Here is a 19,836-nt window from a genome sequence, read left to right as displayed (position 1 = left end):
GACCTACCCGTTAGACAGTAAGCACCTCTTTGGATTTTGCTTCTACAGCTTTTTCCACCTCAGAAATATATTTATCAGTTATTTTCTGCAGCGCCTCTTCCAAATCTTTGATACCGTCCTCTGATATCTCGCTGCCTTTAAGTTTCTTCAGCGCCTCATTTCCGTCACGGCGGATATTACGGACTGCAACCTTAGCAGCTTCTCCTTTTTTCTTAACATCCTTTACTAATTCTTTTCTTCGCTCTTCTGTCAATTCCGGGAATACAAGTCTGATTGTACTGCCGTCATTGGTCGGATTAATTCCGATATCTGACATATTAATTGCCTTCTCGATTTCTTTAAGCAGGCTTTTTTCCCAGGGCTGTATCTGAATCATACGTGCCTCAGGTACAGCAATATTTGCAACCTGCTGAATTGGTGTCGGTGCTCCATAATATTCTACTGTCAGCTTATCCAGCACATGGGGATTTGCCCGTCCGGCTCTGATTGCTGCCAGGTCACTGTTCAAATTACTGATTGTCTTTGTCATCTTTTCGTCATATACTTTTAATTTCTCATCCATGTCCATGTCCTCCTTATACGGTTACTTTTGTCCCGGTAAATGTTCCACTTATCGTCTCTACAATACTATTATCTTCATTCAGTCCAAATACAAGCATCGGCATCTTATTTTCAAGACAGAGAATAGATGCTGTCAGGTCTACCGCTGCAAGTTTCTTGTCAATGACCTCCTGAATTGAAATCTCATCATACTTCTTCGCCTCCGGATTCACCTTAGGGTCACTATCATAAATTCCATCGATAGCTTTTGCAAGAAGCATGGCATCCGCCTCTATCTCAATTGCGCGCAGCACAGCCCCGGTATCCGTTGAAAAATATGGGTGGCCTGTCCCGCCGGCAAAAAAGATGACCTTGCCCTCTTCCAATGCAGCATTTGCTGCATCTTTGGAAAATAATGTGGTAAATGCACCACAGGTAAATGGGGTGAAAATCTCTGTTTTCATACCTACATGTCTGAATATATCAGATACATAAATACAATTCATAACCGTAGCCAGCATCCCAATCTGGTCTGCCTTTACCCGGTCTATTGTCTCGCTGGTGCGGCCTCTCCAAAAGTTGCCTCCTCCGGTCACAACGGTAACCTGGATTCCCTTCTCCACAAGTTGCCTGACCTGCTCCGCCACACCGATGCAGGTAGCTTCATCAAAGCCTGTCTTCTTATCTCCTGCAAGTGCCTCTCCACTCAGCTTTAACAATATTCTTTTCATAGATTTTAGCTCCTTCAATTTCTGTTGTATACTCTAATACGAAGTATATCATAACTTTCTTATTTTGTCATGCATATATCGGGTATCTCATTTTTATACTTTTTCTAGAGAAACATAGAAAAAATTACGGTTGCTATACCACAGATACCAATCGCCAAACCACTCATAGCGCCCTCTACTTCACCTATCTCAATTGCCTTGGAAGTTCCCACCGCATGACTGCTGGCACCAATTGCAAGCCCTGCAGCTACACGATCCGATACTCTAAAAAAGCGGATAAGCCAGGGTGCCATAATGCTGCCCAAAATTCCAGTAAAAATGACTGCAGCCACAGTCACAGGTATCACGCCTCCGTGAGCCCCCGCCACACTTACTGCTATTGGGGTAGTTATGGATTTGGGCAGCATGGACATTGTCAGGTTTGTTTCCAGGCCAAATAGTCTGCACATGACGTAAACACTTGTCATAGAAGACAGGGAACCTGTGGTACATCCTACCAGAATAGGAAGCCAGTATTTTTTCAGGATAGAAAGTCTGGTATAAATAGAAACTGCCAGGCATGCCGTTGCCGGGGCCAGAAACATATTGATAATCTCTCCACCTACATTATAAGAGTCGTACGGAATCTTAAAACATAGGAGAACGCCAATCACAAGAACAATCGCAATCACCAGTGGGTTGCAGAGCGCAGATTTTGTCTTCTGCCTGAGCTTCACCCCAATTCCAAAAGCAATCACACTGAGTGCAACTCCAAAATAAGGAGATGTATACAAAACCTGCATTATTTCCGCCTCCTCTCCAACAGCCTCATGGTCCATTTTACGCTGTAAGCTGTCACTGCAAAAGTAATCACGGTGGACACCAGACAAACGATAACAAGCTGAACCACGCTGCTTTTGAGAATTTCAAAGTAATTTATAATACTTACACCTGCCGGCACGAAGAAAAATGCCATGTTTTCCAAAAGGAAATCTGACTTTTCCTGGATATGTTCAATTTTAAGAAGTCCTGTAAGCAGGCAGATAAACAAAAAGAGCATTCCTGTCACGCTTGCGGGGAATGCAAAGGGAAGAACATTTGCGATCACCTGACTAAGCCAGCATACTGTGAAAATGATGCCTACTTGTTTAATAATTTTCATTTCTCATTCCTCAATTCTCTTGTATTTCATTAGTCTTTATGTACATTAATTGCCTTCTAGGATAAAATACACCTCTCCATATAAATTGTCAATGTCAGAACTCTCCTTATCAGCTCTATATTTGTCCCAATTCATCTATAAATTTAATTTCATTCTGCTGCATCTTGACATTCACCAATAAATGTTTTATGATACATATGTTTTCACACTTTAAACAGCTAAAATTTTACAGTGTGAAGTCGCTGTATAATTAGGAGGATATAGATTATGATTATTGTATTAAAGCCCCATGCCCCGGAGGAAAAGATCAGCCGTGTTGAGAACCTCGTTAAAAAAAGAGGGCTGGACACACATGTTGTCAGGGGTCAGGAAATGACGATTATCGGCTGTATTGGAGATACAACAGCCATTGATCCAAAATTATTTGAAATAGATGAATGGGTGGATAAAGTGATGCATGTTCAAGAGCCTTACAAACTGGCAAACCGCGCGTTTCACCCGGAAGACTCGGTTATCGATGTTTCTGGTGTAAAAGTCGGGGCAAATCATCTCGCATTAATTGCAGGTCCATGCTCCGTAGAATCTTTAGACCAGGTTATGGAAATCGCAATACAGGCAAAGGCTTCCGGCGCTAACATGCTCAGAGGCGGAGCTTTCAAACCCCGCACCAGCCCTTATGCCTTCCAGGGGCTTGGCCTGGAAGGACTGAATATTCTCTGTGAAGTAAAGAAAGAAACCGGACTTCCTCTGGTTTCAGAACTAATGTCACCAGAGCATCTGGATGTTTTCAATGAAAAAGTAGATCTGATTCAGATAGGTGCGAGAAATATGCAGAACTTTGACTTGCTCAAGCAGCTCGGTCAACTGGACCGCCCCATTTTGTTAAAGAGGGGACTAAATGCTACCTATGAAGAGTGGATTATGTCCGCAGAGTATATCATGGCATCCGGTAACCAAAATGTCATCCTCTGTGAACGTGGAATCCGTACCTTCGAAACATATACAAGAAATACTCTCGATTTACAAAGCATACCTGTTCTTAAGAAAAAGACACACCTTCCTGTCATCGCTGATCCAAGCCATGCCGGAGGAAAATGGTGGCTTGTAGAACCAATGGCAAAGGCCGCTATAGCAGCCGGAGCTGACGGGCTGATGATTGAAGTGCACAATAACCCGGAAAGCGCATTATGCGACGGAGCACAATCTTTAAAGCCTCAAAAATATGATGATTTACTGCAGCAAATCAAACAAATTGCCGCAGTCGTAGGGAAAAATGTTTAAAGGGGGTCTGACCCCTTTGCTAACCTTTTTGTATGAGGAGGAGAAATCTCTTGGAATTAACAGTTAACTTGGGCAAAAACAGCTATTCTATTTTTATTGAACCTGGAATTCTAAAAAATGCGGAAACCTATATTTCTCAAGTTTTCCAGGGCAAACGGATTATCATTATTTCCGATGATAATATCTATCCTTTATATGGCAAAACATTGATAAATGCACTTCCCTCCTATGAGTGCCACAGCCTTGTTCTGCCCCACGGAGAGACCACAAAGAGTTTTGATACTCTTCCCCAGATATATGCTGCTATGCTGGAGAAAAAAATTACCCGCAGTGATTTGGTGATTGCTCTTGGCGGCGGCGTTATCGGAGATTTGGCCGGATTCGCAGCGGCAAGTTATCTGAGAGGAGTTAAGTTTGTCCAGATTCCCACTTCTCTATTGGCACAGGTAGACTCTTCTGTGGGAGGCAAGGTCGCGGTGGATTTGCCACAGGGGAAAAATCTGATTGGTGCTTTTTATCACCCAAAATTGGTTATAATTGACCCTGATATGCTAAACACACTGCCCCCCCGCTATATTACGGACGGCATGGGAGAAGTCATTAAGTATGGCTGCATCAAAGATGCATCTTTATTCGATGTATTAAGTTCCCACACTTCTTTCGAAGATTTAAAAGACCAGCTCCCTTCCATCATTTACCGTTGTATTGACATTAAACGTATCATTGTAGAGGCTGACCAATTTGATACCGGGGAACGTATGCTGCTGAATTTCGGGCATACTCTTGCCCACACAATTGAGCACTATTGCCACTACGAGCGTGAAAGCCACGGAGAAGCTGTTGCAATTGGAATGTACCAGATTACAAAAATATCCGAAAAAGCAGGACTAACAGCTTCCGGCGAGGCAGAAAAGATTTGCCGGATTCTAAAAACCTATGGGCTGCCATGTGAATGTGGGCTGCCTATATCCGACCTCACAGATGCTATTGAGTTTGACAAGAAGAATCTGGACGGTCATTTAAACGTAGTGCTTCTCCGTAAAATCGGGGACAGTTATATATATCCTACCAATCTTCATTTTTTCAAAACAGCAGGAGGAATTTAATATGAGCAGAGAAAAAGAAAACACATTACATTTTGGAGTGCTGGGGGAGAAACTGGGTCACAGCCTTTCCCCGGAAATTCATACAGATTTATTAAAACAGCAGAACGTTACCGCTACCTATAAGAAATATGAAATGGATAGACAGGAAGTTCTTCATGTACTGGATGTGATGAAAGAGGAAAATATCATGGGCATGAATGTAACAATGCCATACAAGGAAATTGCTTACAGACTGGTGGATGTCCCGGATTTTCATTCAAAAAATATAGAAGCAGTCAATACAATTTTTATGAAGGACGGCACCTTCTATGGCTATAATACCGATTATATTGGGATGATAAGTATGTTCCACAAGGCCGGTGTCAGCCTGAAGGATCAAAATGTTGTGGTTCTGGGTTCCGGCGGTTCAGCAAAAGCATTGATTTACGGCCTTCATATGGACGGTGCCGCCCAAATCACAGTGGCTGCCCGAAACGAGGAAGCAAACCTGCATCTGGAAGAGCTTTTTCCCTATATCCGCACCTGTGATTTATCAGATGTTCCAGCCGGAGATATTTTGGTGAATACGACTCCTATTGGTTTGTACCCTAACGTCGGTGAAAGCCCGGTTGATGCGTCTGTTATACGGAATTTTAAAGTTGCCGCAGATATTGTCTATAATCCCCTGATAACTGAATTTCTCAGAATTGCCAGAGAGGAAGGGCTTCAAATCGTTACCGGACTGATGATGCTTGTGGACCAGGCCATTGGCTCCGAAGAAATCTGGCTGAATAAAAAACTGGATTATAATATGGGAAATAACATTCATGATGAACTGGCAAGACAGTTCTAGAGACAGAATACAGAAGGCTCATCTTTTTGAACCAGAAATACCCCCGCCATCTAACCAGCGTTAGAAGCGGGGGTATACGTTTACAGCGCAGAAATATGAATCCGTTCTCTTTATGTGAATTGGTTCTCTTTATGCAAGTCCATAATGATAGATTGAGTGAGCCAGCCCATCCTCTTCTACCTTTCTTGTTACATATTCTGTGTATGGAGCCAGCTCCTTTGCGTGCTCTCCCATTGCGATTGTATGTCTGGCATATTGGAACATGGAGATGTCATTTGTACTGTCCCCAAATACATAAATCTGATCTATGTCCATATTAAACTTTTTCAAAATAAACTCACAGGCAGTCGCCTTAGAATATCCTCTTTGTACACATTCATAAGTATTCCCACCTCTGTCAATGGGCTCAATATCCTTTTTAATGAAATTGAAAAATTCTTCCTTATTACTTTGTTCATCTACATAGACGAATAATTTATCATAAATAAACTTTCCCTTTTCTATATACTCTTCCCGTCCAAGCCCCAGTTCATGGAAGTATCTTCTGGAACTCTCCAGCCTGTCAAACCTGGACATCCTGCTGGGAAGATATACATCTTCCGTTCCTTCCATCAATCCATCCAGCTTACATGCTATCATTTTATCAATAATTTCTCTCCCTCTGGCTTCTGGGATAGAATTTGAAAACAGAACTTCATCCTTGTATGTGAGATATGTTCCGCATCCGCATAGAAACCCGTCAAATTTAAATTGTTTAAGCTTTGCAGGTATACTGCAGAGCGTACGTCCGGTATTCACAAAAAGTAAGTGTCCAGCGGTCCTGGCTGCCTCCATGGCGTCCAATGCACTTTGAGGAATTTCCCTTGTTATCTCACTTAATATGGTTCCATCAATATCAAAAAACAATGCTGCTCTCTCCATAATTTCCTCCTATTATCGCAAAAAGTATCTCCTATTACTTTAACACCCTTTTTCTCAAAAATCCATTTCCATATCTCACAAAAAACCTTTTCCCCTCCGTTCTGCCCTTCATTTTCCATATTCAGAAAATATTCTAGTATTTCCATCATATACTGTAGGAAATAAGATTCTGGTGATACAATGAAAATCAATTTGAGAAACAAACGCTTTCCGAAACGCATTTTTAAACTCGCATTACTTTTTGCCGCTGCATTTTTAGCCGGCCACGCCGCCGGGAAAGTGCAAGACCATTTTGCTCCTGAAGCCATAACCACTTCTGCCGAAGGAAACTGGGGACTAAGCTTCCAGGAAGATGGCCAGCCCCCTGTAGCTAATGCAACAGCAGAAGAACTAAAAAAATTTGACGCTTACTATTCCGGAAATCCGGATGAAAAGGTAATCTACCTGACTTTCGATGCAGGCTTTGAAAACGGCAATACCCCGGCCATACTGGACGCTTTAAAGAAGCACAACGCCCCTGCCACCTTCTTCATCGTGGGCACGTACATTTCCGCCAATCCAGATTTGGTAAAACGGATGGCCGATGAAGGGCATGCGGTAGGCAACCATACATACCACCATCCCGACATGTCCCAAATATCAACCAAAGAAGCTTTTCAAAAAGAATTGGGGGATGTAGAAGAAGAATATAAGGAAATCACCGGTCAGGAAATGACCCGGTACTACCGTCCGCCTCAAGGAAAATACAGCGAAGCGAACCTGCAGATGGCAAAAGAAATGGGATATAAAACCTTTTTCTGGAGCCTGGCCTATGTGGACTGGTATGAAAATAAACAGCCTACAAAAGAAGAAGCCTTTGAAAAGCTTCTTGGGAGAATTCATCCGGGTGCAATTGTACTTCTTCACAGTACATCAAAAACAAATGCACAAATACTTGATGAACTACTGACAAAGTGGGAAGAAATGGGATATACCTTCAAATCACTGGCAGAAATTTCATAAGAGATTACAAAAGGGACAGTCCCCTTTGTAAAGGGGTCAGTCCCTTTTGCTCTCCGTTTTCAGAATATTCAGAAAAATGCAGGCTGCCTTTAATTTCGCATAGCAACCTGCATCTTGTTTACTTATCACTATTTTTTACGTCTCAACTTAAATTCTTCCACGATCTTCACCATTTCCTCTGATGGATTGGATATCACCGCGGAATTAAATATCTTGCACACGGGAAGTTCTGACACGCTCTCCACCGCTGCTTTCACTGCCGAGACACTGCCGCTGACGAATATCAGTGCATGCCCGCCACATTTTGTATCCTGAGTCTCATATATCACATCTGCCGCTTTCAGCATCTGGTCTGTCACCAGCACCGCGTTTGCCTCTCCCAGAACTTCCACGAGTCCGAATGCTCCGTACCCCATACATATACCTCTTCCTACTTATGAATTGTCATTTCGATTGCAGTCTCCGTGTCTGCTGCCGGTGCAGCTATCACTGTGTGTGAGACGATATTTGCCATCGGCCTGGCTGCCTCAAGTGCCGCTTCCATAGCCGCCTTTACATCAGAAACACTTCCCCGCATCTTCACACATGCCCCGGCTGAAAGACGATTCCGTTCTACCGCCTGTATTTTAACATCTGCAGTTTTTGCTGCCGCATCTAATGCTACAAAACATGCACATTCACTGTCCAGTTCAAATACTCCTATTGCCATTCCCTTATACTGTCCGTCCATAATTTCCTCCTGACTGTACGGTACACTTACAGGGGTCTGACCCTTTTGAGCACCGAATTCTAAATTGTTTGAAACAATTCGGAAAAAGGCGTGCAAAAGGGTCTGACCCCCTTTATAATAATTCTGCTCTCAACTCTTCTTCTGTTTTCATGGAAAGTAATCCCGGAGCAATATCAAATACTGTTTTCGCCCCAGACTCGCCTTTTCTTGCCAGACGGTAAGCCGCTCTTGCATAGCATATTAAAACACTGGAAGTAAATTCCGGATTAGAATCTAATTTCAAAGAGTATTCAATCACGTGTTTGCGGCCTTCTCTTCCTGTCTCACCACTTCTGATGACGAACCCGCCATGAGGCATTTTGTTGTGATTCTCTTTTAATTCTTCTTCAGTGATGAAATTTACTACTGTATTATAATCCGAAAAATAGTTCGGCATATTCTTGATTGTCTCTTCAATATTTTTCAGGTCTGCTCCTTCTTCTGCCACTACATAGCACTCTCTGAGATGTTTCTCTCTTGTAGTCAGCTCAGGTCCGCAGCCACTTCTTACTTTTTCTACTGCTTCCTCGATTGGAACGGTGTACTGAATCGCATTTTTTACACCCGGCACCCGGCGGATTGCATCGGAATGTCCCTGGCTTACGCCTTTACCCCAAAAGGTATACGTGTTTCCCTGTACAAGGATTGACTCTGCATAAATTCTGTTTAAGGAGAACATACCCGGATCCCAGCCTACGGAAATGATTCCTACATTACCGCCTTCCTTTGCTGCCGCATCTACTTCTGCAAAATATTCCGGAATCTTCGCATGAGTATCAAAGCTGTCAATGATATTAAAGTTCTTCGCGATTTCAGGTCCGATTACCGGCAAATCTGTAGCAGAACCACCGCAGAGAATCATAACATCAATATCATCCTTCATGTCCAGCATATCATCCATATGCACAACCGGAACACCTTCTGACATAGTCTGCACTGTTTCAGGTGCGCGTCTTGTAAAGACAGCTTTTAATTCCATATCCTCATTGCGCTCTACCGCAAGCTCCACTCCACGTCCGATGTTACCGTATCCAACAATTCCAATTCTGATTTTCTCCATCGTAATCCTTCCTCTCAAATACTTTTTAAATTCAAATTCATCCTGTGAACCGATAATAAGTATACCATATGTACCAGGCATGCACAATTTAAAATTGTAAGAGGTTCGCACTCTAAATAGCGCCGGGCGCCTGAAAATCTTTTTAGAACTATTCTAGTTTCTCAATACCTGCCACCCCATACCCGGCAGATGAAACTGCCTTCCGAATCTCCTCATCCTCTAATTGCTCTTTCATTCTGACTGTGGCACACCCTGCTGTAGAGTCTGCTTTTGCCCAAACTCCATCCATACAGTTCAATGCATTCTCAACACGCCTTGCACAGCTGGCACAGGTCATTCCCTCAACCTTGATTTTGCTGGTGTAGGGATAGTGTTCAGGATTCTTATCCTTAGGTTTTACTCGTTTCACCGGGTCTCCGCCTGCATTGCAGCAGCCCCGTGTCACCCGTTTTGTATAGCTTCTGACGCTCAATACACAAATGATTACAATAATAAGACATATAACCGCTGTTGCCATGCTGCTCCCTCCTATCTATATGTTCCAAAACTATTACACATAAGCACCGTGATATTACTTCTCTGCAAGATCAGCAGGTCCAAACCCCATAGGGAACAATTCCTCTAATGTAAAAATCCGGTAATTATCCTCATCCACGGCGAGGATAATCTGAAATTCTTTCGGATTACAAAATTCCATCATCACCTGACGGCACACTCCGCATGGTGCTGTAAATTCCGTCAGAATGCCTTCCTTGCCGCCTACAATACAGATTGCCTTAAACTCCTTCACTCCTGAACTTACCGCTTTAAAGAAAGCAGTTCTCTCCGCACAATTGCATGGTGTGTACGCGGCGTTCTCAATGTTACATCCCTGATAAACAGTACCATCCTCTGCCAGGAGCGCAGCACCTACTTTAAAACTTGAATAAGGAGCATAGGCATATTCCATCGCGTCAACTGCCTGCTCAATCAATTCTTTAACCGGAAACATTCTTCATCACCTCTCCTTTTCCCTGCCGCATCTTTTATCTGTTATTACTGCTCTTTCTAATACTGACTATTTCAAACCTTGATTCTTCTCCTCCAGCACCCGTATTCCCTGAAGGAACATCCAGCATACCGGAGTTGGAATTCCTAGCTCTTTTCCCATTTCCACCATGCTTCCGGCAAACATCTCCACTTCTGTTTTCCGCCTTGCTTCCAGGTCCTGCAGGGTGGACGGTTTATTTTCATAAGGAATCCGGCAGATTGCATCATACTGTTTTTTCATCTGTTCATCTGTGATAAAGATTCCCTTAGCCTCTGCAACTGCCTGCACTTCTTTCATTGCCGCCCAGCGGATTTCATTTGCCGCCTCACTTTCCCGGTATGCCCCAAAGGGGATTCCAAGAAGCGCGCAGGTCAGATTTTCACCCACATTACACATATACTTAAACCACAGCCCCCATATCATATCCTTTTCAACTTTATAGGGAATATCACACCGCTCCATCACATCACTGATGGCCTGCACACGTTCCGTCAACTCTATATTTTTAGCTTCTCCGAAATACACTTTCCCCCAGTATGGGTCAAAGTCTGCCTTGCCGCATTTCATGACAATAGACATTCTCATATAGGAGTAAAGAACATGGTCCCAGCCATAAACCTCAGCAACCTTTTCCTCACTTTCTACTCCATTCATCACGCATAATATCTGGGTTTTCTCACCGACAAACTTGCGGATATCCTGAATGGCCTGATGAAGCCCCATATCCTTCACTGCCATAATAATTAAGCCCTTCTCCGTACCGTCCTCTGGTGTACAAATTGGAAAACGGTAATTTACTCCATTTACAGTTACTCCCTGGTTCTCAAGCCTTCTTTTACGTTCCCCCCGGGCAATCACACAGAAGTTCTCTCTGCCTAAATGTTCTTCCATTCTCGGTGCGAAAAACACACCCATTGCTCCCAGGCCAATCAATGCTACATTCTTTATCTCCATGTAAATACCTCCTTTTCTATCATCATAAACGGACATTCATAAGAATCTGCCACTGAAATTCCTCTTTCCATGCCCTCTCTTATTATACGCTTCTATAAATAATACTATAAATGGAACCCCTCGGAAAATCAAGTCAGACAGCAGGCTTTTGCATACCTGTTTAACTTGCAGATCAAAAAATAGCCGGATAAAACATCCCCGGCTATTTTGCTTTTGGTTTTCTTTTATTTATTTCAATCTTCAGCTTTTACCATAACCATCTTGATTACATCACTGCTGTCATTTTTTTGTTTTGTAAAATATGTCTCAATTTCCTCCAGCGGAAAGGTCTGTGTAATGAAGTCTTCCGGGTCTACTACTTTGGATTTGAGCAAATCCAAGGCCCTTGGAAACCATAGCGCCGGAACTGCATACGATGCCCGGAGCTGTAACTTTCTAAAATGGAAATCGTTTGCATTAAATGTAATGTCACCATGCTGCAGGTCAATTCCTAAAAACCCGATGATTCCTCCATATGCTGCAATCTTCATCATGTCGGGAATCACTGCAGGCGCCGCAGTTATCATAATTTTATTAACGCCCCCTCTGGGAAACGTATATCTGGCAAGTTCTGTTTCCGAAGTCAGTATGACATCTGTTGCACCCAGTTTTTTTGCAAGCTCAATTCTGGCTTTTGATCTTCCGCTTCCCTGAATTGCATAAATGTTTCTTGCACCCGCTGCCTTTGCCAGTGCGATTGCCATGAGTCCGATAGGGCCCAGGCCAACTACTGCCACATCATCGTTCACCTCTATTCCCGTTGTATAGAACAAATCTAGAGCCACCCCAAGAGGCTCAGCAAGGGCTGCTTCTTTAAAATCAAGGCCATCGAAAGCTACCATTGCCTGTTCCGGAACCAACATGTAATCAGCATATCCGCTGATTTCCACATCCTCCAGAATACTAAGTCCGTTCGTGCATAAATCGGGCCTTCCATTCCTGCAATTTTCACAGACATGGCAAAAAGTTCCGCTTTCAATCACTACTTTGTCACCTTGACGGAACCGATTAGAACCAGGGCCATTTTTCACCACAACTCCGGCTATCTCATGGCCAAAGCTCTGGAATATATCTGCATCTGATTCAGCGGTATGCATATCTGTTCCACAGACAGCACAGGCCCTTACATCTAATAATACCTGATTCTCTCCTGGTTCCGGTATTTCCGTTTCTCTTATGTCAAACTGGAATGGTGATTTTACGTATACTACCCTCATTCTTTTTCTCCTGTCTACCTGGCTGATTTATAAATGGCTTCCATATCTTCCACACTAAGCTTTACTACACACCCGGTATTTCCGCCAGTAGCCGCATCACAACTCTTAGCCATCTGGGAAATCTGCTCATCTGTAGGATCTACTCCTAATTCCTTCAAGGACGCAGGCATGTGAATAGAATGATAAAAAGCTTCCATCGCTTCAATTCCCTTTTGGATTGTCTCATCCTCATTTTCTCCTGGGATCACATCCATTACATTACATGCAAATTTAACAAATCTATTCTTTGCCGCATGATTGACATATCTTGCCCAGCTTCCCCAGATGGATGCCAGCCCTGCACCATGTGCCACATCAAACATTCCTCCAAGTTCATGCTCCATGTTATGGCTTGACCAGTCACCGCCGTCTGTCCCACATCCAGTCAGTCCATTATGGGAAAGGCTTCCTGCCCACATAACTTCTGCCCTTGCTTTGTAATTTTCAGGCTCATCCATCAGTACCTGCGCATACTTCATAACGTTTTTCATCAGAGACTCACTGATGACGTCTGTAATTTCCATATTATCACTTTGGTTAAAATAACGTTCCATTGTATGCATTAAAATATCTACAACCCCGCTTGCCGTCTGGTATTGAGGTAGTGTCATCGTCAGCTCTGGATTCATAACTGCAAACTTAGGACGTGACAAATCATCATCATAAGCTCTTTTTAACCCTTCTTTTTCATTGGTGATAACAGAACCACCGCTCATTTCACTTCCCGCTGCTGCAATTGTAAGTACACATCCGATAGGCAGGCATGCTTTTGCTGTTCTTTTTCTTTCATAAAGATCCCATACATCACCTTCATCAACCGCACCATATCCAATACCTTTAGCAGAATCAATTACACTTCCGCCGCCAACCGCAAGAATAAAGTCAACACCTTCTTTTTTACATAACTCAATGCCTTCATAAACCAATGAAAGATGGGGATTAGGCACAACTCCGCCAAGTTCTACATAGGAAATTTCTTCTTTTTCTAAAGATGCTTTAATACGATCCAGCAATCCGGAGCGGGCTGCACTTTTTCCACCGTAATGGAGAAGGACTTTCTTACTGTTTTCCTTTTTGACTAACTGGCCAACTTCTGACTCCGCTGCTTTTCCAAACACAACATTTGTTGGTGCATAATACGAAAAATTACTATACATAATATTTCCACCTTTCCAATTATCTGTTTTTATTACAGTTCACCCATGGACTCAATTCTTATTTACTGAGCTGTAACTAAAAATCAAAGTTATCCGGGTCTGGTCCGACACGGAGGTTTTTGTTTAACTGATTAATTACTGTCATATCTTCATCCGACAATTCAAAGTCAAAAACATCGATATTAGAAACAATCCTGTCCTTGTGTATCGATTTCGGAATTACGATAACGCCTCTTTGGATATCCCAGCGCAGTACAATCTGAGCGGGTGTCTTTCCATATTTTTCAGCAAGCTCATTTAAGGTCTTATCCTCAAGAACATTCCCCCCTGTTCCTCCAAGCGGGCTCCATACCTCTACTTCCATTCCCAGGGATTTGCTTAAATCAATCAGTTCCTGATTATTCATGTAAGGGTGAGATTCTATTTGATTAATAACAGGCTTCACCCGTGCTATTTCCTGTATTTTATCCAAATGGCTCTTGTGGAAATTGCTCAGTCCGATAGCCTTAATTTTTCCTTCCTGATACAATTCTTCCATAACCATCCATGCTTTTTCAAACTTATCCACCGGCCAGTGAATCAAATATAAATCCACATAATCCGTTTTCAAAGCTTTCAGGCTTTCCTCAAACGCTTCTCTTGTTCTCTCGGCCCGAATATCACCATTCCACAATTTTGTAGTAAGAAAAATATCCTCTCTTGGTACTCCGCTTTCCAGCATCCCTTTTCCTACGTCGGATTCATTGCCATATATCTTCGCAGTATCAATATGGCCGTAACCTGCCTCCAGCGCCCATTTTACAGAATTAACTGTATCTTCTCCCTGGGGTGCCTGAAAAACCCCAAGTCCCATCTGTGGTATCTCGATTCCATTATTAAGTTTGATTTGTTTCATGATTCTCACCTTACCCTTTCATTAAGATACAAAGGAAGCATTTTTTGATTTAGTAATAAGGTATTACTAATTAAATTAATTGTATCACCGCATATTTTTATTGTCAACATACAGGAACAAAAACCTGAATTTCAATTCTATTCCCTTTAAAATAGTTCACCTTCAAATATTCTCAGCAGAAGGCTGCACCCACAGGCTCTGATATGTGTTTCTTCACGGAAATAGGATTTTAATACTTTTACATAGCAATAAGAGCTGACAAGTTTTTGTGCATTAATCTTCTCTTCCAGGTAACGGATATATTGCTCTGGTATATAATATCCCTGATGCCCGATAAAAACCGCAGCCGGATTCAATAAGTTTACGGAACTTGTAATTCCGCATGCCAGTTTATCCATCATATCCATAAATATATCGTCTGAAATAGAATCATACTTTTCATAGCTTCGTTTACAGAAGCCTTCAAAATCCAACACTTCTCCTGTCATCTTCTGCAGCTTTTCTTCTATAACCCTTGCTCCTGCATACGTTTCCAGACATCCCTTATTGCCGCATATACACTGGTTTCCATTCCACTCTACACTCATATGTCCCAGCTCGCTTGTATATCCACTCACATTGGAATACAATGTACCATTGGATATAATACCGGAGCCAATCCCGTTTGCAATGCCTACAAAGATGAAATCCTGATAATCTTTGCCGTTTCCATAATACTTTTCAGCCAGGGCCGCGCAATTATACTGACTGTCAAAATAAACCGGAATCTTATACCGCTCTTTCAGCATGTCTACAATTGGTAAATCCCTCACTCCATAAAAATGGGGGGGATTTAATATCATTCCTTTTTCAATATCTATCGGCCCAAGAGCTCCTATTCCCATTCCATAAATCCGTTCATCACCTGCCGATTTCAGCACCTTGTCAATGGACTGGCATAGCAATGAAAAAAGGCTGCCCGCATTTTCCGCATTGAGTAAAAACCCTGACCTTTTCAATACATTTAACTGAATATCACAAAGCACAGCACTACACTCATCTCTGAAAATATAGATTCCTAGCATCTTAGGCGCCTTCGATGAAATACTTAAATGAATCGGGTTGCGTCCCTGCCCTTTTATAGGCTTCGCATCCAGCTCCTCTATGATATCATCCTTGATAAACTCTGACACAATATGAGAAACCGCCACTTTTGATAAGCCCGTTTTCTTCGCCAGTTCAATCCTGGATGTACATTCCTGGGTGGCAATTAGTTTCAATATTAACCCTCTGTTCCTTTGTTTTAATGTATTATTATTTAATCCTGAACTTTTCACATTCATATATTTTACCGTTACAATTCCTTTCTGGAATTTCTGTATGATTTTCTATATGCACCCGGCGTTTTTTTGCATGTTTTCTTGAATACCTTACCAAAATATGCACCGTTTGTAAAACCTGTTTGAAATGCGATATCTATGATAGGAAGCTCTGTATCTCTCAATAGTTTTTCCGCCATTTCAATTCTATAATCCAGCAAGTATTCATAGGGCGTTTTGTGTATACAACTCTGAAAACACCGGAGACATTCTCTCTTACTAACGGCAGCAGATAAAGCAATATCTTCCAGGGATATTTTTTCTTCATAATTTTGCTGTATGAAAGCCATCATTGTCTGAATTCTATCCTGATTCACTCTCTTCTTCGGCAGGCTGCTCTTCTCTTTATCTTCAATTTCCTCCAGTAAAAGAAGCCATATTTCTGACAAAAGATTTCTAGTCTGAAATTCCATATCATTCTTTTGCTGCAAATCGGATAACTGCCTTAATTTTGCCAGTATTTTCTGCTGCCTTTTATTTTCACCCCGGATTTCCAAAATCTCCAGTTTTTTATTCTGCAGAACTGGATTCAGATACTTTGTTGCAAAAATGCTTTTAAAATGCCCTCCTAAAAACACAGGGTGGAATAAATGTGAATCCATCCTTCCAGGCTGCCCGCTATCTTCACTTTCCATAGTACACAATACATTTGTATTTACAAAAAAAGCTTCATTTGTGTGAAAAACATAGCTCCTATTGGGAGTAACCACCCTCACACTTCCCTTAACCACATAATCAAACTCCAGCTCCTCATGCCAGTGCCAGGGAACTTTTGTATCCCACAAATTGGCATCATGAAAAACATATGGATAATCTGCAAATAACCCTTCAATCTCTTCAATTTGGTTGCCCTTGACTTTAATTTTCATTGCTCACTCCTGATTGTCATATGAATTCAACTTATATGGCTATATAATTATATTATTAGTCGGTTTTTATATACTATATTTCCAAATAATTATTTATAATTATATTATGAAACAATTACAAAGTAAAGGAGACCTGTTTATGTATTTTGAAACATATGAAAAGCTGAAGCAATATGCTATTTTGTATCCCGATAATATAGAGTCTCTTACACAAACGACTCTGGATAAAATGAAACTCAAAGAAGGGAAATTAATACCACAGGAATCTGTCCCTGATTGCATACCTTGTACCAAGTATGATTCGGATTGAGATTATCTCAATATATCCATAAACTGTTTTCTGGGGTCAAAGGGGATATTTGCAATTCGCTTCGCTGCTTGATTCGGTTAAATAATTTGACTTGGCCTAAAATTAAGAATATACTGAAAATCAGAAGGTCATATTTCCACAGAAAATATCTCAACCTTTCTAAATTCATAAAAATATTCAAAATAGAAATGGAGAAGTCTGATTATGAACGAAAAGAAACTACTCACCTACATGAAAGAACACAACATCGATGCATTTTACGTGACAAAAAAGGAAAATGTCCGGTTTATCAGCGGCTATACCGGCGGTGACAGTTCTCTTCTGATTACAAAGAATGAATATTACTTTATAACAGACCCCAGATATACAGAACAGGCAGGGTTCGAATGCCCGGATTATACCATTAAAAACTGGCGGACTCCCGGAAAGACAAAAGGAGATATGATAGGAGAACTGGCTGCATCAAAGGGATTTTCTACAGTTGCCTTTGAATCCGATTCTCTGAACTATAATGACTTTTTAACATTTCAGGAAAAGGTCGCTGCTCAGCTCCTGCCCTGTACCGGTGTCATTGAAAAAATGCGCCAGGTGAAAACGGAAGAAGAAATCCAATATATGAGAGCTGCCTGCGAAATCTCCTGCCGGGCATTGGAACGTCTGATGCCGCTTATCAAGCCAGGTGTCACAGAAAAAGTGCTGGCTGCAACCCTTTCCCTTTACATGGTACAGGAAGGTGCGGATACAATGCCTTATGGTAATATTCTCATATCCGGTGCCAAGACTTCTCTTTTACATGGAATTCCTTCTGAGAAGTCAATTGAATATGGTGATTTCGTATTAATTGATTTTGGCTGTCAGGTAAACGGATATATGTCAGATATGACAAGAACCTTTGTAGTTGGTAAAGCTACAGAAAAACAAAAGGAAGTGTATGCCATCGAAAAACAGATGCTTGAAGACTCTACCGCTGTCACAAAGGCAGGTGTTACCGGAAAAGAAATCTATCTTGCATCCTTAGAGGCAATCAAAGACACCCCTTACATGGGATATCAATATACTAATGTGGGCCATGGAATTGGTCTCTTCGTGCACGAAGGTCCTTTTGCTTCTATAACCGATACGGCTCCAATTCCTGCCGGAAATGTAAGAACTATCGAGCCGGGCATCTACATACCACAGTGGGGCGGCGTCCGGATAGAAGATCAGCTTCTGGTAACAGAAAACGGTTACGAAAATATGGTACGCTTTACACATGATTTGATAGAATTATAGAAAATAAAAGGGACATGGAGAGAGTTTCAAGTTTTGTGTAAAGTCAAAAACTGATATAAGATATGTTGATAGTTAGGGGTGCGGACGGGGGTGCGGACATAAAGTTGGACTCTGGAAGGAGTTAAGATGCATTCAAAGTATACCAATCAGCAAGAAAAGATAGCTCTAAAAGAATTTGAACGAACAGGTTCTGTCTGCGCTACCATTCAAAAACTAGGATATCCCTCACCAGCGACCCTGTATCGATGGCATGAACACCAAAAAGCGGGAATAAAGAATTGGCATGGATATTCAGGTCAATTGGAAGACAATACAGACAAAATACATTTCTGCAACATGGCTAACCATCCTCGTCATCCATCCGCAGAATTGAAACTAAATACACTTCATCGTTGCTTTGAACTTGGAGAAGATATAGAATACGTATCAAGAGAAATAGGATACAGTCGATGCAGCATATATAAGTGGAGGCGACTGTATCTGGAAAAAAGAGCAATCGGTCTTATGTCCTCTAAGAAGAATATCAAAAGAGAGCCCTTGGCTCCAAAGCAGATACAAGAACCATTTACCTCTAAAACGGCTGAAGACTTTCAGGAACAAATCAATAAACTGCAGTTGGAAGTGGATCTACTCAAAGAAACGATTAATGTATTAAAAAAAGACCCCGGCGTTGACATGACAAATCTTAGCAATCGTGAGAAGGCAGTGGTTGTCAGCGCCTTGAAAGAGAAATATTCACTGTCACTCCTTCTTTATGGACTTGGCTTACCAAGAAGTAGTTATTTTTATCAAATATCCGTAATGAAACAACCGGATAAGTATGTGGAACAGCGCACATTAATTAAAAATACATTTCATGAAAGTAGGGGCTGCTATGGTTATCGAAGGATATGGAAAAAGCTGCAGCACCAGGGAATTATTATATCAGAAAAACTAGTTCGAAAGATTATGAAGAGAGAGCTTCAAGTTTTGTGTAAAGTCAAAAACTGATATAAGATATGTTGATAGTTACATCTTGGGCAAGGCCTTTTTTCAGGCCTTGCCTTTTGTATGTATTATAGCCCTATTTCAGAGCATGTCAATAAAGCCGATAGAATCAGCCTCATTTTTAATGACCGTTTAGCCGTTCTTCAAAGTATATTTCTAGTTGGGAATGTATAATTCCCCAGTCTTGCCGGTGGCCGGTCCATTTCTTGGTGATATCCATCATAGCCAGATACAGCATTTTCAGCAGACTATCATCTGATGGGAAAATCGTTTTGCTTTTCGTAACCTTTCGCAGCTGACGGTTAAATCCCTCAATTGCATTCGTT

The 19,836-nt window shown here is 41.7% G+C and carries 24 protein-coding genes; 7 read left to right on the top strand and 17 right to left on the bottom strand.

The genetic code is table 11. The features are described 5' to 3' along the window. Positions 1 to 10: 10 nt before the first annotated feature. The 4 genes from frr to A8805_RS21530 all read right to left on the bottom strand — a co-directional run bounded on the left by frr (position 11) and on the right by A8805_RS21530 (position 2,412). Positions 11 to 562 carry a ribosome recycling factor gene (gene frr / locus A8805_RS21545; RefSeq protein ID WP_109714769.1) on the bottom strand — a complete coding sequence of 184 codons (552 nt, stop codon included), beginning with the start codon at positions 560 to 562 and terminating at the stop codon, positions 11 to 13. A gap of 13 nt (positions 563 to 575) precedes the next feature. Next, entirely contained in the window at positions 576 to 1,271 is a 696-nt protein-coding gene (gene pyrH / locus A8805_RS21540; protein ID WP_109714768.1) for a UMP kinase, read from the bottom strand. Between the two features lie 104 nt (positions 1,272 to 1,375). After that, on the bottom strand, positions 1,376 to 2,053 hold the full coding sequence (locus A8805_RS21535) for an LrgB family protein (RefSeq protein ID WP_109714767.1): 678 nt from the start codon (positions 2,051 to 2,053) through the stop codon (positions 1,376 to 1,378). Continuing rightward, complete coding sequence (locus A8805_RS21530) at positions 2,053 to 2,412, bottom strand: CidA/LrgA family protein (RefSeq protein ID WP_109714766.1); 360 nt, start codon at positions 2,410 to 2,412, stop codon at positions 2,053 to 2,055. Before A8805_RS21530 ends, A8805_RS21535 begins: the two co-directional genes overlap by 1 nt. A 267-nt stretch (positions 2,413 to 2,679) precedes the next feature. Between A8805_RS21530 and aroF the strand changes: the two genes are divergently transcribed. Genes aroF through A8805_RS21515 form a run of 3 tightly spaced genes read left to right on the top strand, consistent with a single transcriptional unit; the run spans position 2,680 to position 5,631 of the window. Next, on the top strand, positions 2,680 to 3,693 hold the full coding sequence (gene aroF, locus A8805_RS21525; RefSeq protein ID WP_109714765.1) for a 3-deoxy-7-phosphoheptulonate synthase: 1,014 nt from the start codon (positions 2,680 to 2,682) through the stop codon (positions 3,691 to 3,693). A 50-nt stretch (positions 3,694 to 3,743) separates the two neighbouring features. After that, the gene (gene aroB / locus A8805_RS21520) at positions 3,744 to 4,799 is read left to right on the top strand and encodes a 3-dehydroquinate synthase (protein WP_109714764.1); all 1,056 of its coding nucleotides are present in this window, start codon (positions 3,744 to 3,746) and stop codon (positions 4,797 to 4,799) included. Position 4,800: 1 nt separating this feature from the next. Continuing rightward, complete coding sequence (locus tag A8805_RS21515; RefSeq protein WP_109714763.1) at positions 4,801 to 5,631, top strand: shikimate dehydrogenase family protein; 831 nt, start codon at positions 4,801 to 4,803, stop codon at positions 5,629 to 5,631. Positions 5,632 to 5,760: 129 nt separating this feature from the next. On the opposite strand, the gene A8805_RS21510 is transcribed toward A8805_RS21515, so the two are convergent. Then, a complete protein-coding gene (locus A8805_RS21510; RefSeq protein ID WP_109714762.1) occupies positions 5,761 to 6,552 on the bottom strand; it encodes an HAD family hydrolase in 792 nt (263 codons plus the stop codon). A gap of 180 nt (positions 6,553 to 6,732) precedes the next feature. On the opposite strand from A8805_RS21510, the gene pdaA reads away from it, so the two are divergent. Further along, positions 6,733 to 7,554 carry a delta-lactam-biosynthetic de-N-acetylase gene (gene pdaA, locus A8805_RS21505; RefSeq protein ID WP_109714761.1) on the top strand — a complete coding sequence of 274 codons (822 nt, stop codon included), beginning with the start codon at positions 6,733 to 6,735 and terminating at the stop codon, positions 7,552 to 7,554. 128 nt (positions 7,555 to 7,682) lie between these two features. Here the strand turns inward: pdaA and A8805_RS21500 are convergent, their stop codons facing one another. The 11 genes from A8805_RS21500 to A8805_RS21450 all read right to left on the bottom strand — a co-directional run bounded on the left by A8805_RS21500 (position 7,683) and on the right by A8805_RS21450 (position 16,941). Beyond that, positions 7,683 to 7,970 carry a BMC domain-containing protein gene (locus A8805_RS21500; RefSeq protein ID WP_109714760.1) on the bottom strand — a complete coding sequence of 96 codons (288 nt, stop codon included), beginning with the start codon at positions 7,968 to 7,970 and terminating at the stop codon, positions 7,683 to 7,685. 14 nt (positions 7,971 to 7,984) lie between these two features. Further along, positions 7,985 to 8,284 (bottom strand): BMC domain-containing protein, encoded by a 300-nt coding sequence (locus A8805_RS21495; protein WP_109714759.1) that lies wholly within the window; start codon positions 8,282 to 8,284, stop codon positions 7,985 to 7,987. A gap of 112 nt (positions 8,285 to 8,396) precedes the next feature. Further along, a complete protein-coding gene (locus tag A8805_RS21490; protein WP_109714758.1) occupies positions 8,397 to 9,383 on the bottom strand; it encodes a diaminopimelate dehydrogenase in 987 nt (328 codons plus the stop codon). A gap of 148 nt (positions 9,384 to 9,531) precedes the next feature. Further along, on the bottom strand, positions 9,532 to 9,900 hold the full coding sequence (locus A8805_RS21485; RefSeq protein ID WP_181392953.1) for a heavy-metal-associated domain-containing protein: 369 nt from the start codon (positions 9,898 to 9,900) through the stop codon (positions 9,532 to 9,534). Positions 9,901 to 9,954: 54 nt separating this feature from the next. Continuing rightward, on the bottom strand, positions 9,955 to 10,374 hold the full coding sequence (locus A8805_RS21480) for a cytidine deaminase (protein ID WP_109714756.1): 420 nt from the start codon (positions 10,372 to 10,374) through the stop codon (positions 9,955 to 9,957). Positions 10,375 to 10,440: 66 nt separating this feature from the next. Next, complete coding sequence (locus A8805_RS21475) at positions 10,441 to 11,367, bottom strand: ketopantoate reductase family protein (RefSeq protein ID WP_109714755.1); 927 nt, start codon at positions 11,365 to 11,367, stop codon at positions 10,441 to 10,443. A 233-nt stretch (positions 11,368 to 11,600) separates the two neighbouring features. After that, the gene (locus A8805_RS21470) at positions 11,601 to 12,623 is read right to left on the bottom strand and encodes a zinc-dependent alcohol dehydrogenase (protein WP_109714754.1); all 1,023 of its coding nucleotides are present in this window, start codon (positions 12,621 to 12,623) and stop codon (positions 11,601 to 11,603) included. 14 nt (positions 12,624 to 12,637) lie between these two features. Next, positions 12,638 to 13,819, bottom strand: coding sequence for an iron-containing alcohol dehydrogenase (locus tag A8805_RS21465; RefSeq protein ID WP_109714753.1), 1,182 nt, complete (start codon positions 13,817 to 13,819; stop codon positions 12,638 to 12,640). A 76-nt stretch (positions 13,820 to 13,895) separates the two neighbouring features. Continuing rightward, positions 13,896 to 14,714 (bottom strand): aldo/keto reductase, encoded by an 819-nt coding sequence (locus tag A8805_RS21460; protein WP_109714752.1) that lies wholly within the window; start codon positions 14,712 to 14,714, stop codon positions 13,896 to 13,898. 146 nt (positions 14,715 to 14,860) lie between these two features. Next, on the bottom strand, positions 14,861 to 16,036 hold the full coding sequence (locus A8805_RS21455; protein ID WP_109714751.1) for an ROK family transcriptional regulator: 1,176 nt from the start codon (positions 16,034 to 16,036) through the stop codon (positions 14,861 to 14,863). Between the two features lie 11 nt (positions 16,037 to 16,047). Further along, positions 16,048 to 16,941 (bottom strand): AraC family transcriptional regulator, encoded by an 894-nt coding sequence (locus A8805_RS21450; protein WP_109714750.1) that lies wholly within the window; start codon positions 16,939 to 16,941, stop codon positions 16,048 to 16,050. A 139-nt stretch (positions 16,942 to 17,080) separates the two neighbouring features. On the opposite strand from A8805_RS21450, the gene A8805_RS22265 reads away from it, so the two are divergent. From A8805_RS22265 to A8805_RS21440, 3 genes are all read left to right on the top strand, one after another. Beyond that, positions 17,081 to 17,251 carry a hypothetical protein gene (locus tag A8805_RS22265; protein ID WP_181392951.1) on the top strand — a complete coding sequence of 57 codons (171 nt, stop codon included), beginning with the start codon at positions 17,081 to 17,083 and terminating at the stop codon, positions 17,249 to 17,251. A gap of 204 nt (positions 17,252 to 17,455) precedes the next feature. Further along, entirely contained in the window at positions 17,456 to 18,523 is a 1,068-nt protein-coding gene (locus A8805_RS21445) for a M24 family metallopeptidase (protein WP_109714749.1), read from the top strand. 126 nt (positions 18,524 to 18,649) lie between these two features. Beyond that, positions 18,650 to 19,513 carry an IS3 family transposase gene (locus A8805_RS21440; RefSeq protein WP_109714748.1) on the top strand — a complete coding sequence of 288 codons (864 nt, stop codon included), beginning with the start codon at positions 18,650 to 18,652 and terminating at the stop codon, positions 19,511 to 19,513. A gap of 118 nt (positions 19,514 to 19,631) precedes the next feature. Here A8805_RS21440 and A8805_RS21435 read toward each other — a convergent pair. Next, on the bottom strand, positions 19,632 to 19,836 hold a 205-nt coding region (locus tag A8805_RS21435; protein ID WP_146199468.1), incomplete at its 5' end, for a transposase.

The organism is Faecalicatena contorta (assembly GCF_003149105.1).
Classification (GTDB): Bacteria; Bacillota; Clostridia; order Lachnospirales; family Lachnospiraceae; genus Muricomes; species Muricomes contortus_C.
Note: the sequence above shows the minus strand (reverse complement) of the source record. Positions and strands in the feature narration are given on the sequence as shown.